This window comes from Mycobacterium sp. (assembly GCF_049802695.1).
GTDB lineage: Bacteria > Actinomycetota > Actinomycetes > Mycobacteriales > Mycobacteriaceae > Mycobacterium.
This window is the reverse complement of the sequence record NZ_JBARMY010000124.1, coordinates 1-13,884: the sequence shown is the minus strand read 5'-3', so window position 1 is coordinate 13,884 and position 13,884 is coordinate 1. Positions and strand designations below refer to the sequence as shown.

19 protein-coding genes and 2 pseudogenes are annotated in these 13,884 nt (G+C 64.7%); 14 read left to right on the top strand and 7 right to left on the bottom strand.

Annotation, left to right across the window (positions count from 1 at the left end):
- Window positions 1-744, bottom strand: a 744-nt coding sequence (locus WA317_RS04855) for a DUF3710 domain-containing protein (protein ID WP_425171964.1), incomplete at its 3' end; no start/stop codon positions are given.
- A 49-nt stretch (window positions 745-793) separates the two neighbouring features.
- Entirely contained in the window at window positions 794-1,258 is a 465-nt protein-coding gene (dut, locus tag WA317_RS04850) for a dUTP diphosphatase (protein ID WP_425171963.1), read from the bottom strand.
- A 25-nt stretch (window positions 1,259-1,283) separates the two neighbouring features.
- Between dut and WA317_RS04845 the strand changes: the two genes are divergently transcribed.
- A complete protein-coding gene (locus tag WA317_RS04845) occupies window positions 1,284-1,760 on the top strand; it encodes a DUF3093 domain-containing protein (protein ID WP_425171962.1) in 477 nt (158 codons plus the stop codon).
- Window positions 1,761-1,783: 23 nt separating this feature from the next.
- Here the strand turns inward: WA317_RS04845 and WA317_RS04840 are convergent, their stop codons facing one another.
- Window positions 1,784-2,086, bottom strand: coding sequence for a DUF4193 domain-containing protein (locus WA317_RS04840; protein WP_007171590.1), 303 nt, complete (start codon window positions 2,084-2,086; stop codon window positions 1,784-1,786).
- A 176-nt stretch (window positions 2,087-2,262) separates the two neighbouring features.
- Here WA317_RS04840 and cei point away from each other — a divergent pair, with 176 nt between their 5' ends.
- Window positions 2,263-2,916, top strand: a complete 654-nt coding sequence (gene cei / locus WA317_RS04835) for an envelope integrity protein Cei (protein ID WP_425171961.1) — start codon at window positions 2,263-2,265, stop codon at window positions 2,914-2,916.
- Between the two features lie 11 nt (window positions 2,917-2,927).
- Here the strand turns inward: cei and WA317_RS04830 are convergent, their stop codons facing one another.
- Entirely contained in the window at window positions 2,928-3,794 is an 867-nt protein-coding gene (locus tag WA317_RS04830) for an inositol monophosphatase family protein (protein ID WP_425171960.1), read from the bottom strand.
- 140 nt (window positions 3,795-3,934) lie between these two features.
- Here WA317_RS04830 and ppgK point away from each other — a divergent pair, with 140 nt between their 5' ends.
- The 8 genes and pseudogenes from ppgK to WA317_RS04790 all read left to right on the top strand — a co-directional run bounded on the left by ppgK (window position 3,935) and on the right by WA317_RS04790 (window position 10,419).
- Window positions 3,935-4,741, top strand: a complete 807-nt coding sequence (gene ppgK, locus WA317_RS04825; protein ID WP_425171959.1) for a polyphosphate--glucose phosphotransferase — start codon at window positions 3,935-3,937, stop codon at window positions 4,739-4,741.
- 162 nt (window positions 4,742-4,903) lie between these two features.
- The gene (locus WA317_RS04820; RefSeq protein ID WP_425171966.1) at window positions 4,904-6,436 is read left to right on the top strand and encodes an RNA polymerase sigma factor; all 1,533 of its coding nucleotides are present in this window, start codon (window positions 4,904-4,906) and stop codon (window positions 6,434-6,436) included.
- A 63-nt stretch (window positions 6,437-6,499) separates the two neighbouring features.
- Window positions 6,500-6,826: a hypothetical protein gene (locus WA317_RS04815; RefSeq protein WP_425171958.1), complete on the top strand. Its 327-nt coding sequence runs from the start codon at window positions 6,500-6,502 to the stop codon at window positions 6,824-6,826.
- An 11-nt stretch (window positions 6,827-6,837) separates the two neighbouring features.
- On the top strand, window positions 6,838-7,125 hold the full coding sequence (locus WA317_RS04810) for a hypothetical protein (RefSeq protein WP_425171957.1): 288 nt from the start codon (window positions 6,838-6,840) through the stop codon (window positions 7,123-7,125).
- A gap of 426 nt (window positions 7,126-7,551) precedes the next feature.
- Window positions 7,552-7,725, top strand: a complete 174-nt coding sequence (locus WA317_RS04805; RefSeq protein WP_425171956.1) for a hypothetical protein — start codon at window positions 7,552-7,554, stop codon at window positions 7,723-7,725.
- A gap of 1,301 nt (window positions 7,726-9,026) precedes the next feature.
- Window positions 9,027-9,200, top strand: coding sequence for a CsbD family protein (locus WA317_RS04800; protein ID WP_425171955.1), 174 nt, complete (start codon window positions 9,027-9,029; stop codon window positions 9,198-9,200).
- 103 nt (window positions 9,201-9,303) lie between these two features.
- A pseudogene (locus tag WA317_RS04795) lies at window positions 9,304-9,494 on the top strand (three-helix bundle dimerization domain-containing protein); the annotation flags it as partial.
- Window positions 9,495-9,996: 502 nt separating this feature from the next.
- Window positions 9,997-10,419, top strand: a complete 423-nt coding sequence (locus tag WA317_RS04790) for a RidA family protein (protein WP_425171954.1) — start codon at window positions 9,997-9,999, stop codon at window positions 10,417-10,419.
- On the opposite strand, the gene WA317_RS04785 is transcribed toward WA317_RS04790, so the two are convergent.
- Window positions 10,359-10,733, bottom strand: a complete 375-nt coding sequence (locus WA317_RS04785; protein ID WP_425171953.1) for a DUF952 domain-containing protein — start codon at window positions 10,731-10,733, stop codon at window positions 10,359-10,361. The genes WA317_RS04790 and WA317_RS04785 overlap by 61 nt on opposite strands.
- Before the next feature lie 113 nt (window positions 10,734-10,846).
- Between WA317_RS04785 and WA317_RS04780 the strand changes: the two genes are divergently transcribed.
- On the top strand, window positions 10,847-11,041 hold the full coding sequence (locus WA317_RS04780) for a DUF7455 domain-containing protein (RefSeq protein WP_425171952.1): 195 nt from the start codon (window positions 10,847-10,849) through the stop codon (window positions 11,039-11,041).
- A 34-nt stretch (window positions 11,042-11,075) separates the two neighbouring features.
- Here the strand turns inward: WA317_RS04780 and WA317_RS04775 are convergent, their stop codons facing one another.
- Complete coding sequence (locus tag WA317_RS04775; RefSeq protein ID WP_425171951.1) at window positions 11,076-11,315, bottom strand: DUF3039 domain-containing protein; 240 nt, start codon at window positions 11,313-11,315, stop codon at window positions 11,076-11,078.
- Window positions 11,316-11,382: 67 nt separating this feature from the next.
- Here WA317_RS04775 and WA317_RS04770 point away from each other — a divergent pair, with 67 nt between their 5' ends.
- From WA317_RS04770 to WA317_RS04760, 3 genes are all read left to right on the top strand, one after another.
- A complete protein-coding gene (locus WA317_RS04770) occupies window positions 11,383-11,805 on the top strand; it encodes a DUF3099 domain-containing protein (protein WP_425171965.1) in 423 nt (140 codons plus the stop codon).
- Window positions 11,806-11,951: 146 nt separating this feature from the next.
- Window positions 11,952-12,911 (top strand): sigma-70 family RNA polymerase sigma factor SigB, encoded by a 960-nt coding sequence (gene sigB, locus WA317_RS04765; protein WP_425171950.1) that lies wholly within the window; start codon window positions 11,952-11,954, stop codon window positions 12,909-12,911.
- 114 nt (window positions 12,912-13,025) lie between these two features.
- On the top strand, window positions 13,026-13,718 hold the full coding sequence (locus WA317_RS04760; RefSeq protein WP_425171949.1) for a metal-dependent transcriptional regulator: 693 nt from the start codon (window positions 13,026-13,028) through the stop codon (window positions 13,716-13,718).
- A 36-nt stretch (window positions 13,719-13,754) separates the two neighbouring features.
- On the opposite strand, the pseudogene WA317_RS04755 reads toward WA317_RS04760, so the two are convergent.
- Window positions 13,755-13,884: pseudogene (locus tag WA317_RS04755) on the bottom strand (DUF4192 domain-containing protein); the annotation flags it as partial.

Genomic DNA, 13,884 nt, shown 5'->3' with positions numbered 1-13,884 from the left:
CAACTGTTGCATCGCCGAACCCTCGGCGCTGCGGCGCGCCGCCGGCTCGGAGCTGTCCGACTGTTGGGCGGCGGCCTGTTGCGCGGCGGCGCTTCGCAGTTGCGCCGCCATCGGTTCGGGCAACTGCACCGGTAACGGCGTCCGCACCGGCAGTGGCGTGTCACCACGGCGAACCACCGTGTCGGCCAACGCTTGCCGGGCCTCTTCGGTCAGTGCGTCGATGGTTTCGTGCGCCCCGTTGACGACGCAACGAATCATCCACCGGTAACCGTCGACTCCGATGAAGCGCACCACACCGGTCGCGCTGCCGACGACTTCGCGGCCCCATGGGCCGTCCTGGATCGAGACCTTGGCGGAATCCTGCCGAAGCGAGTCGGCCAGCTCGCCAGCCACCTCACGCCACAGACTCCCGGTCTTGGGTGCCGCATAGGCGGCGATGGTGAACCGACCGTTGACTGTCACCACCCATATGGCGCTGGGAACGCCGGTCTGGGTGAGCTCGACTTGCAATTGACCTTCGGTGGGCATCGGAATCAGCACCGAACCGAGGTCCAGCCGGCCACCCTCCGCCGCCGTCGGGTCGTCGAACTCTTCGATATCGAACGGGCCGTCGAGGTCCTCGACGGGTTCCGGCTCAGCCGGCAACTCCTTCTGCGGGGGCTCAACCGGTGCGTGCTCGCCAGAAGTGGGCTCGCCAGAAGTGGGCTCCGGGCCGCCTTTGGCCCTGTGCTTACCGAATGCCATAATCCACGCCGCTCCTCCTCATCGCTTCGCTCTGCATCGTCGCCAGCGGTCAGAGACTCGCATGTCCGCCGGAGGAACCGTGACCGCCGTGGCCACGGGATGTTTCGGCCAGCCCCGCCTCGTCGAAAGACGAAACCTCGACCACGTCGACCAGTTCAATTCGCTGAACGAGCAGTTGAGCGATGCGGTCGCCGCGGTGCACGACGATCGGGGTGACCAGATCGAGATTAATCAGCGCGACCTTGATCTCGCCGCGATATCCGGCGTCAATCGTGCCCGGGCTGTTGACGATCGAAAGACCCAAGCGCGCAGCCAAACCGGAACGCGGGTGCACCAGGCCCACCATGCCGTACGGGATGGCGACCGCAATGCCGGTGGCAACCAGGGCACGCTGACCCGGCGCAAGCTGGACGTCCTCGGCGCTGTAGAGGTCGATGCCGGCGTCACCGTCGTGGGCGCGACTGGGCAGCGGTAGGCCGGTGTCCAGGCGGACAACCGCGAGACTGGTCGACACGGGGCCACAGATTACCCTTGACCGGGTGTCCGGTTCCCGCGTTGCTCCACGCAAAGTGCGGTATCGCGAGCGGCTGTGGGTGCCGTGGTGGTGGTGGCCGGTCGGCTTCGCGCTGCCGACGGTCGTCGCCGTTGAGATCAACCACGCCGTGCCCGCGCTCCCCGATTGGCTGTCGTTCGCGGTGCTGTTCCCGGTGGCCGCCGCGGCGCTGCTGTGGCTCGGAAGAATCGAGATCCAGGTGGCGGACGGCGACGGGCAAGTCGAACTCTGGGCCGGGGAAGCGCATCTGCCCGTCACTGTCATCGCGCGGTCCGCCGAGGTACCGCGCTCTGCCAAATCGGCGACTCTCGGCCGCCAACTCGACCCGGCCGCCTTCGTATTGCATCGGGGGTGGGTGGGACCGATGGTGCTGGTGGTTCTGGACGACACCGACGATCCGACGCCTTACTGGTTGGTGAGTTGCCGGCACCCGGATCGAATGTTGTCAGCACTGCGAAGCTGACCGGTCAGTTCGCCTGGAGACGATCAGGCGGCGCAGTCGGTGCAGATCATCAAGCCGTTCTTCTCACTGGCGAGCCTGCTGCGGTGCTGCACCAGGAAGCAACTCGAGCAGGTGAATTCGTCGGCTTGCTTTGGAATGACACGAACGGACAGCTCTTCACCGGACAGGTCGGCACCGGGTAGCTCGAAGGATTCAGCAGTCTCGGACTCGTCAACGTCGACCACCGCCGACGCAGCTTCGTTTCGCCTAGCCTTCAATTCCTCGAGCGAGTCTTCAGAAACGTCATCCGTCTCGGTGCGCCGCGGGGCGTCATAGTCGGTAGGCATGGTGTTTGTCCCTCATCCCCTCGTTAACCTGCCAAGCAACGCTTTGTTGTACCAGCGTCGAACGCATCCACCAAACGATTCGTGCCCGTATATATGTTCAATCAAGTGTGATTTACGTCACAACGATGGCCCGACGCGGCGAAGGGCGCGCAAACCCTGCGCTTAGAGTGCAATACGTGGTCGCACAAATCACAGAGGGCACTGCTTTCGACAAGCATGGTCATACCTTTCGCCGGCGCAATCCCCGGCCGGCGATTGTGGTCCTGATCCTTCTGGTGGTATTCGCCGGAGTGGTGTGGACGATGGCGCTGACACGGCCGGCCGACGTGCGCGAGGTTGTGGCGTGCAATCCGCCGCCGCCGCTGGAGCCCGGCGCCGAGCCAGCCAAACTCGGCGAGCCGGTGAGTCACAGCACCATGGTGCACGTCGGCCCCGCGAAACTGATCGACACTAAGGTTCGCGTCCTCAACGCCAGCGGCCGGGGTGGCCAGGCCGCCGACGTCGCCGACGCCCTGCGGGATTTGGGCTTCGCCCCGCCAACCGCCGCCAACGACCCGGTATATGCCAACACCCGGCTGACCTGTCAGGGCCAGATCCGGTTCGGCGAGGCGGGCCAGGCAGCCGCGGCTGCGGTCTGGCTGGTGGCACCGTGCACGGAGCTGTTCAAAGACGACCGCGCCGACGACTCCGTCGATCTCGCCCTCGGTACCGACTTCAGCGCGCTGACGCACAGCGACGACATCGACGCCGTGCTCGCCGGTTTGCGGCCAGAATCCACCGAGCAGTCAGATCCGGCCCTGCTGGCGAAAATTCACAACAGCACCTGCTGACCGGCGCGCTCTCAGCCCGGAATCGGCTCGGATCCGCCGAATCGCGCCAAGGCAGCCACCAGTTCATCGGCAATCCCCGGCGCCGCCGCGACTACCAGGCCGCCGGCATCCTGCTCCTCCCGGGCGGGCAGTACCACAAGAGCTCCGGCCTCGGCGGCGATCAGTGTCCCCGCCGCGCAGTCCCACACGTGCAGACCGTGCTCGAAATAGGCATCCAGCCGGCCGGCCGCGACCATGCACAAATCGAGCGCCGCAGACCCGATGCGGCGCACGTCACGCACCTCCGGCAGCATGCGCGCCAGCAACGCCGCCTGAGTGGTACGGCGCCGCCGGGAGTAGGCGAAGCCGGTGCCCAACAGTGCCATCGACAACTCGTCGATGGCACTGCACCGCAATGCCCGGGTCCCGTCCTCGCCGGTCAGCTGAGCGCCTAAGCCCCGGGCCGCCGAATACACCCGGCCGGCGGCGACGTCAGCCACCGCACCGGCCACCGACACGCCGTCGACCTGAGCGGCGACCGACACCGCGTAGGCCGGGATGCCGTAGACGAAGTTCACCGTGCCGTCGATGGGGTCGAGCACCCACGTCACGGTCCCCGGCGCCGCCGTCGCACTGTGCGGCCCGCCTCCTTCTTCCCCGAGCACCGGGTCACCGGCTCGTAGTTGTTTGAGCCGATCACGCAGCAGCCGTTCGGTTTCGGTGTCCACCACAGTTACCGGATCGGTCGGTGTGCTCTTCGTGCGCACCGCCGCGCTGCCGACGGCGGCGCCGTCACCGAATACCTCTGCTCGCCTCCGCCGCACGAAAGCCGCCGCCTCGGTAGCCACGGTTTCGGCGATCGAACGAAGGTGGGCAGGCTCGATGCCAGGTGTCGTCACGGGTCCATCGCATCACAGGGTCTGCCCCAGTGTCGTCAGGCTCAAGTTCATTCAATCGCCCGACTCCTCAGCGGCGGGGCACCCGCATCGTCGTCAGGCTAAGGTACTGAGCACTATCAACGTCTCGCCGAGGAGATTCGATGAGCAGAACTCGCTCGACCAGCGGCTCGGCATCTGACGCGAAGAAAAGCAAGCAGAACGGGCGCGCGTTCGGCGTCGATGTCGGGGGCAGCGGCGTCAAAGGCGGAATCGTCGACCTAAGCAGCGGAAAGCTGGTCGGCGACCGGTTCAAGCTGCCGACCCCCCAACCGGCCACGCCGTTGGCGGTCGCCAAAACCATCGCCGAGGTCGTCAATGAGTTCAGCTGGACGGGTCCGCTAGGTGTGACTTATCCCGGTGTCGTGACCGGGGGCGTCGTTCGAACCGCGGCGAACGTCGACAAATCGTGGATCGGAACGAACGCGCACGACATGATCAGCGCTGAACTCGACGGCCAGGAACTGGTCGTCCTCAACGACGCCGACGCGGCCGGACTTGCGGAACAGCACTACGGCGCGGGCAAGGATAAAGACGGCGTTGTGGTGTTGCTGACTTTCGGAACCGGAATCGGCTCGGCCCTGATTCACAACGGCATTTTGCTGCCCAACACCGAATTCGGACACCTCGATGTCGACGGCAAGGAGGCCGAGCACCGGGCCGCTTCATCGGTGCGGGACAGAAAAGGGTGGAGCTACAAGAAGTGGGCGAAGCAGGTGACGAAGGTGCTGATCGCCTACGAAAACGCCTTTTGGCCTGACCTGTTCGTCGCCGGCGGCGGCATCAGCCGCAAGGCCGACAAGTGGCTTCCACTGCTGGAGAATCGCACCCCCGTGGTAGCCGCCGCGCTGCTCAACACGGCCGGAATCGTCGGCGCGGCGATGGCGGCCACCAGCGACGTAACACATTGATTATGCCCGCTCGACGGGGTAACGGCGCTTGCTGTCGTTACAATGGTTATCGGCGGCCGCCTGAACCGATAGCGGCGAGATGATGCCGACAATCGATATAGCCGACACTTTCGGTCGCGCACGCCCCAGGCGCCGGAGGTGAGTCCGATCGAAGGGAAGTTCGTGGCAGCGACGAAGGCAAGCCCGTCCACCGATGAGCCGGTGAAGCGCACCGCCCCCAAGTCGCCCGCGAAGGCCACCGCCAAGCGTGCTACGGCCAAATCCGCCAACGGCTCGGCCGCCGCCAAACGGTCCACCAAAGCAACCCCCCGCGCTGCCAAGGAAGCGGACACCAAAACCGCCCCGGGGACAAAATCCGCCGCCAAGAAGAGCCCGGTGGCGCAGGCCGCCGCCGGTAGCCGCGGCAAAAAAACGGCGACGCCTCAAGATGCCGAAGTGGTTGGCGACGCCGATGCCGTCGTAGCCGAGGGCGCCGACGAGGAGCTGGACGCCGATCCCGAGATCGAGCCGGGTGAGGACATCGACATCGACATCGATGCCGCGGACCTCACCCTCGACGACGATCTTGAAGAGGACGGGCCGGCCGCCGTCGCAGCGTCCGCCGGGAGCGAAGATGCCGTCGTCGAAGTGGTCGGCACGGCCCCCGCACGCGCCGCCGAAGACGACGAAGAGATAGCCGAACCCAGTGAAAAGGATAAGGCCTCCGGCGATTTCGTCTGGGACGAAGACGAGTCCGAGGCGCTGCGGCAGGCCCGCAAGGACGCTGAACTCACCGCTTCAGCGGACTCGGTGCGCGCCTACCTCAAGCAGATCGGCAAGGTGGCACTGCTCAACGCTGAAGAAGAGGTTGAGCTGGCCAAGCGGATCGAGGCGGGTCTTTACGCGACTCAGCTGATGACCGAGCTGACGGAACGCGGCGAGAAGCTGCCGGCCGCCCAGCGACGCGACATGGCATGGATCTGCCGCGACGGCGACCGCGCGAAAAACCATCTGTTGGAAGCGAACCTGCGTCTGGTGGTATCGCTGGCCAAGCGGTACACCGGTCGCGGCATGGCGTTCCTGGACCTGATCCAGGAAGGCAACCTGGGCTTGATCCGCGCGGTGGAGAAATTCGATTACACCAAGGGCTACAAGTTTTCCACCTACGCGACGTGGTGGATCCGCCAGGCCATCACGCGGGCCATGGCCGACCAGGCGCGCACCATCCGGATTCCGGTGCACATGGTCGAGGTGATCAACAAGCTGGGCCGCATCCAACGTGAGCTGCTGCAGGACCTTGGCCGCGAGCCCACTCCTGAAGAGCTGGCCAAAGAGATGGACATCACCCCGGAGAAGGTCCTCGAAATCCAGCAGTACGCCCGTGAGCCGATCTCGCTGGACCAGACCATCGGCGACGAGGGTGACAGCCAGCTCGGCGACTTCATCGAGGACAGCGAAGCGGTGGTGGCCGTCGACGCGGTGTCGTTCACACTGCTGCAAGACCAGCTGCAGTCGGTGCTGGAGACGCTGTCCGAGCGCGAGGCCGGCGTGGTCCGGTTGCGCTTCGGGCTCACCGACGGCCAGCCCCGAACCCTGGACGAGATCGGGCAGGTCTACGGCGTCACCCGGGAACGGATCCGCCAGATCGAGTCCAAGACCATGTCAAAGTTGCGCCACCCCAGCCGTTCGCAGGTCCTGCGCGACTACCTGGATTGAGCGACACCCCGTATCAATTGCCTGACCAGCAGTTTGCCGGTCAGTACAGGAATAGACCGCGAATTGGTCAAGGGCTTCGTGGCCGATCTGCTCGACGCCGGTGCTGAACCGTCCACGGCGCGGTACCGCCAGCTCGGCGTGCGCCGCTTCTCCGCATGGCTGAGCGAAGAAGGCGAACTCGATGACGACTCGCTGCTCGGACTCAGAACGGCCAAGCTCGACTCCAAGGCCACCGAGTCACTGACCGACACCGAGCTGCCCAAGTTGATCAAGGCGTGCGTCGGGAGAGAGTTCCGCGACCGGCGCGACGAGGCCATCGTGCGGCTGATGGCCGAGACGCGGATGCGCGCCGGAGAGGTCACGGCCAGTCAGTCGGCGACGTTGACCTGAACCGCGGACTGGTGACAGTGCGGCGCGGTGAGGGCGGCAAGGGTGGGCTGGCGCCGTTCGGCGATCAGACCACAAGGGCTATCGATCGCTACCTGCGCGCACGGCGCACTCATCGGCTCGCTGAGACGCCGCCGCTGTGGCTCGGTGACCGCGGCAAGTCGCTGGAGTACTACGGGCTGCATAGCGCGCTGAAAATATCGCCGCCAGTTGGCCGGCCTGCCGAACTTCACCCGCACCTATTACGCGCGGCACCGCCGCGTCGCGGTAGCTGGCCGCGGGCGGCTCTGGGGGCGGTCTAATGGCCGTCGCCGGGTGGTCGACCCGCGACATGATCGGACAGATACACGAGGGCCACCGCGTCCGAGCCACGGCAGCCGAGGCGCGTGGACTGGGGTTGGGTGAGCTGTGAGCCAAGTGGAACCTGTCGGCATGTTCGGATGGGAGACCGACCTGTGGCGACAATGCCATACCAGGCACGACCTGTAGGGCGTTCGGACGGTTCAGACCACGCAGTGCCCTGACGGCACCGCAGTCGTGATGTCGGTTCAGGCCGGCGCAGCGGTCGGTTGGGTGCGTATGGGACTGATGGTCGAGTCCAACCCGTGGGGCGACACCGAGTGGACAATCACCACCTACTCATGGCGCGCTGAGTAACGTATCAGCCTCTCAGTGCCACGTCCCGCGGAGATCAACACCGTCACCGGCCTGCCCACCACCTGATCTCGATGATCTACGGAGATGAACAAGTGACAGGGAAAACCGTGAAGGTTAAAGTCAACGCACCGTTTCGCATGGTGCACCAGGGCGAACCGTATTCCAACGGCGCTGAGCTAACCGTGCCCGACGAAGTAGCGCAGCATTGGCAACGCTCAGGATTCGTCGAGCACGCCATTAAATGAGCCCCTCGGCGTGCCCGGCGTCACACACTGCCTTCGAGAAATTCCTTTGCATGGACAGTCTGGAGTGGCTGAAATTCGAGCAGCGTCCTATAGGCGCAAATCGCTGCGCGCATGCCCTGACCGGACTTAGGCTTACTTCTGCTCGATTGGAGTTGACGAGGCAATCACGTTTACGCCAACGGGACGAAGGAGATGTGGCTATGAAGCTGAAACAATTCATCGCGAAAGCAATATTCGCCGGTGGCTTAGGCTTGACCGCCGTCGGACTTGGTATGGGCGCGGCATATGCAGACCCGCCCTCTCCGCCACCGGTGCCGCCCGCGCCTGGCGTCCCGGCCGCGCCTGGTGTCCCGGCCGCGCCTGGTGTCCCGCAACAGTAAGCGCTCCAGCAAACTCGTTAGTACATGCCGGGCAATCGGAGCTACCCGCTGCCCTCTACCCTCCTGACCATCAGCGCTCGCGCAACGCTCTTGTTTGCGACGATGCGCCGCCTGGAACCATGCCGGGGGTATCAAAACGCCCCTAACTCGATGGCTAACGGAGTCGAGTCGGCTGCCACTCGTCGAACATGCGCGGCACCGACGGCTCAACTCGTCTCAATTCCACCCCGGGCTCATGCCTGACGGCCCGAGCAATCGAGCTGACGAACTCGCTGCGCTGCCCAGCGCCGCAGCCCTCGCAACCGTCTACCAGCCCGCCGTTCTTTCAAAGGCTACCGACCATTTACTTCGTGGCTGGAAAACACGAGGACGATCGATTACGGGCATATCAGGGGGAACGACATGCTTGGTCAATTCATGTTCATCCTCGTATCGATCGTCCTGTTCATGGCAGCTGAGGTGGCGATTCTGAACACGGTGGCGAGGGGTACGCATCGGCGCGCGAACCTCAGCTGGTCAAGTCGATGACGACGAGTTCGCTGTCAGCCGGTGAGTCGGTGTCTGGTGTATTGCGCTATGCCCCGCAGTCGGCGAGCTGGTCCGCTGCACCGGTGGGTCGTGGATGGCTCGGCCGCCACAGCCGCTGCGCGCGCGGTCACCGGCTCGGCGCGAATCGGGTGCTTGTAGGTCACCAGCCGGGTTTGTGCCGGGGCGGCCATAGAAGCTCGATGTGTCGCCAGTGCGGTGCGTACTGTCTGCGGCGCCGATCGCCGACAAGTGCCACGTTCTGCCCGCTGCCGCAGCGGTGCGGTGACGGCAGCGGGACTCACGCGCGTTTGACGCTCGGCTCGCGAGGTACTCATGAGTGTCCAGACGTCGGCCACGGTGGCCGATTCCCGGCTAACTGAGGAGCAAGTAACCGTGAGTGGTACGGATAAGGCGAAGAATAAGGCCCAAGAGCTCGGTGGGAAGGCCAAGGAAGCGGTTGGCAAGGCGACCGGCGATGAGAGCACTCGGAATGAGGGCCAGGGCGATCAGGCGAAGTCCAACGTCAAAGACGCCGGTGAGAACGTCAAAGACGCCTTCAAAAAGTAAGCGGGTGTAAGCCACCCCCACTTCCGTGCCGACGGAAGACGGACATCGAGAAGCCCCAGCGAATGAGCGATAGACCTGCCAGCGAACCGCTCATTAACACGAGCTGTCCATCGACCAGCGTCGGGCGTTGAAATCGGCAGCACTGGTTGCGCAGCGAATTCGCCGACACCTCCAGTGTCGAGACCGTTTGATCAGGTCGTGTACTCGTCCTACGAGCAGTTCGCGGCCCGCGCGACCGTTCACGACTTCCTGCCGCTGCTGGCAGAGCGCTTCGCGCGGCAACGACTTCGCGCCCCGAAGGAAAAGCCCGAATCGACCGCGGCGCAGATCACGCACGCATCATGCGCTTGGTAACCGCGAAATACCCTATCGAGACACGGCTATCGAGATTCGTGTTTGCGCTCATCCAGATGCTCAAGCGCAAACCACGCACTGTCGCCGATAGCGGCGTCATCGTTATCCTCAAACCCGAGACGCTTTCCTAGCCGTCTGGTTGGGGTGCGACGAATTGCAAGCAAAGCCGCCAGCGCGGCCCAGTGAGCTGCGTTCGGTTGTGAGAGTGCAATAAGGGTGCATCAGTCCGACATTCTTCGGCAGTAACGTTGCGCCGCAACGGGCGAGAATTACTCCAAGATATCTGGCACCACACCGCACATCGACCGCCTGCGCCAAATGCGGCTTTGCACAGCGCACACCGCGCCGTAGTGCGCGACTACCTGGATTGAGGTCAGCACCCGTTCGCGGACAGCACAGCTGTTCAGCCGCGCCGGTAATACGGGTGGCATACCGTGACCGCATGTCGGCTGGCCGCGTCCGCATTTCATCGGGATCGAATTTTGAATCCGCCGTGGGTTATTCACGCGCTGTGCGCGTCGGCCCCTACGTCGCGGTGGCGGGAACGACCGGAACCGGCCACGACGTCATCGCCCAGACCCGAGATGCGCTGCGCCGCATCGAGTCAGCTCTGACGAAGTCCGGGGCATCACTACACGATGTCGTTCGCACCCGGATATACCTGACCGACATCACGCATTGGCGCGAAGTGGGCGCGGTGCATTCCGACGTCTTCGGTGCCATCCGCCCGGTGGCGACCATGGTGCAGGTTTGCGCGCTGATCGCACCGGAGCTCCTGGTTGAGATCGAGGCCGACGCCTACATTTACGACGGCGACTGCGAGACAGGCAGCGGCGGGAACGAACCGTCCGGTCCGGGCCGGTAGGCCACGACGTCGAAAACGGCCTGAACCGGCAGCGGCCCGTACACGTGTGGGAAGAGCATCGACTCCGGGTCGGTCGCGACCCCGGGCTCCCAACGCAGCGGCGAGTCCAGCCGGGCGGGATCGATGTGCAGCAGCACCAGGTCGTCGCGGCCGTGAAAAAGCCGGTTGGCCGGCAGGTGAACCTGGGCGGGTGTCGAAAGGTGAACGAACCCCGCGAGGTCCAGCGACTCAGGGTGCACCCGGCCGCGGATCTGCGCGGCCGACCAGTCCGCGGCAGGGCAGAGATGGACCAATGTGGGCGTGGCGATGTTCACACGGCCAGCCTGCCTGACCCGGCGTGAGAAACGACACAGCTGGGAACCCCCAGGGAACAACGCCTAGAGCCGCGGCGTCTGAGACAGTGGAAATAGCCAGAACGGAGACGCCAATGAACGCAACTGTGACGACCAGTCCTTCGCTGACTCGGGCTGATCGCTGCGACAGGTGCGGTGCTGCCGCGCGTGTGCGTGCGACGCTGCCGTCTGGCGCCGAGCTCCTCTTCTGCCAGCACCACGCCAACGAGCACGAGGCGAAATTGATCGAGTCCGCTGCTGTGCTGGAGGCCGCCGCGCAGGAGTCTTAGGACTTCGCCGGAGCGCTGAAAGAGGCTGACTTGGTCAGCCTCTTTTGAGCTGCTCGTAGATCCGCTTGCAGTCCGGGCACACCGGAGAACCTGGCTTGGCCGACCGTGTCACCGGAAACACCTCGCCGCACAGCGCGACGACGTGGGTGCCCATCACGGCGCTCTCAGCGATCTTGTCTTTCTTGACGTAATGGAAGTACTTCGGGGTGTCGCTGTCGGTCCCGTCATCGACGCGTTCGTCGGTGTCGGTGCGCTCGATCGTCTCGGTCTGCATGCCTCATATTGTGCCGGAAACGCGGTGCTCACCGCCCGTGAAATGGGCCTCAGCCGGAATCGTCCATTTGTGCAACAGTGGAGGAATGAAGCGCGGCCCAGAGCTGGGTTTCGACGACGACGGTCGACCGGTATTGATCACCGCCGCCGCGCCCTCCTATGAAGATCAGCATCGCCAACGCGTACGCAAGTACTTCACGCTGATGGCGTTCCGCATTCCTGCACTCGTGCTGGCCGCGGTGGCTTACGGCCAGTGGCACAACGGACTGATCTCTTTGGCGATCGTGGCCGCCTCGGTGCCGCTGCCGTGGATGGCGGTGCTGATCGCCAACGACCGGCCGCCGTTGCGCCCCGACGAACCGCGGCGATTCGACACCCCTCGTCGCCGCACGCCGCTGTTCCCGACGGCTGAGCGTCCTGCCCTCGAGCCGCGCAGATCTCCCATGCCTGAACCTGATTCTCAGGGCTGGCCCGACAGCGCTTCCCCATAGCGGTTGACCGTCTGACTCTCAGCACATTCTCAGCGTCACCGGCACATTTTCGCACGTCAACGGGTGTGAGACGGCCATGCGGCGGGAACTCATGGATCGGTTTGGTCGTTGGACCACATGACAGTTCAAGCCGATCGGGAGGGGCCATGGCAAACGCCACCACAAGCCGAGTTGACAGCGATCTGGACGCTCAAAGCCCAGCCGCGGACTTGGTACGGGTGTATTTGAACGGCATCGGCAAAACGGCGTTGCTGACCGCTGCCGACGAAGTCGAACTCGCTAAGCGTATCGAGGCAGGCCTCTACGCGCAGCACGTGCTTGACACCCGCAAGCGTCTCGGTGACAACCGCAAACGCGAGCTGGCGCTCGTGGTTCGCGACGGCGAAGCGGCGCGCCGCCATCTGCTAGAAGCAAACCTCCGGCTGGTAGTGTCGCTGGCAAAGCGGTACACCGGCCGCGGAATGCCGCTGCTGGATCTCATCCAGGAAGGCAACCTGGGCCTGATTCGGGCGATGGAGAAGTTCGACTACACAAAGGGATTCAAATTCTCCACGTATGCCACCTGGTGGATTCGCCAGGCCATCACTCGAGGTATGGCGGATCAGAGCCGCACCATCCGGCTGCCGGTTCACCTGGTCGAACAGGTCAACAAGTTGGCCCGAATCAAGCGGGAAATGCACCAGAATCTTGGCCGTGAGGCCACCGACGAGGAACTGGCCGCCGAATCCGGCATCCCGGTCGAGAAGATCAACGACCTGCTGGAGCACAGCCGCGACCCGGTGAGCCTCGACATGCCGGTGGGGTCCGAGGAGGAAGCCCCGCTGGGCGACTTCATCGAGGACGCCGAGGCAATGTCGGCGGAGAACGCTGTGATCGCCGAGCTGCTGCACACCGACATTCGCAGCGTGCTCGCCACGCTCGACGAGCGGGAGCATCAAGTGATCCGGCTGCGGTTCGGCCTGGACGACGGGCAGCCGCGCACACTCGACCAGATCGGCAAGCTCTTCGGCCTTTCCCGGGAGCGTGTCCGGCAGATCGAGCGCGAGGTGATGGCCAAACTGCGCAACGGCGAACGGGCCGACCGGTTGCGCTCCTACGCCAGCTAGACCCTGCACACCGATGCCCGCCGCCTGCCGCGGCGGGCATCGTGCTGCGGTGGAGTGTTAGGAGATCATCTGCGCTGCTGACGAAGTAGACTCGGCGGCAATGGAGGGTGCGGAATGAACGACTTGGTCGATACCACCGAGATGTACCTGCGGACCATTTACGACCTCGAAGAAGAGGGCGTAACGCCGCTGCGTGCACGTATCGCCGAACGGCTCGACCAGAGCGGGCCGACTGTCAGCCAGACCGTCTCGCGGATGGAGCGGGACGGTCTGCTGCATGTGGCCGGTGACCGCCACCTGGAGCTGACCGACAAGGGCCGGGCGCTGGCCGTAGCAGTGATGCGCAAGCACCGTCTGGCCGAACGTCTGCTCGTCGACGTCATCGGAGTTCCCTGGGAAGAAGTGCACGCTGAGGCGTGCCGGTGGGAGCACGTGATGAGCGAGGACGTCGAGCGGCGACTGGTCCATGTGCTCAACAACCCCACGACATCCCCGTTCGGCAACCCCATCCCCGGTCTGTTGGACTTGGGCGTGGGCCCCGGCTTCGGCGCCGAGGACGCTGTTCTGGTGCGGTTGACCGAATTACCCGCCGGGTCTCCAGTCGCAGTGGTCGTTCGTCAGATCACCGAACACGTCCAAGGCGACATCGACCTGATCACCCGATTCAAGGACGCGGGCGTCGTCCCGAACGCACGGGTGACCGTACAGAGCAATCCCAGCGGTGGCGTGACGATCGTGATCCCGGGCCACGAGAACGTGACGTTGCCGCACGAGATGGCGCACGCGGTCAAGGTCGAGAAGGTCTGACTCAGCCCGGCGACGATGCGGCCGAAACGGCCCGAGCTAGCCCGCGCGCCGGCCCCACGCCCGTCGCGGCGGCAGCTGCACCCCCAGCCGCTCAGCCAGTCGATATCCCGTCACCGCCAGCTCGCGGATGTGCTCGGGCCGCAGACCGGACTGCAGCGCCGTGTCC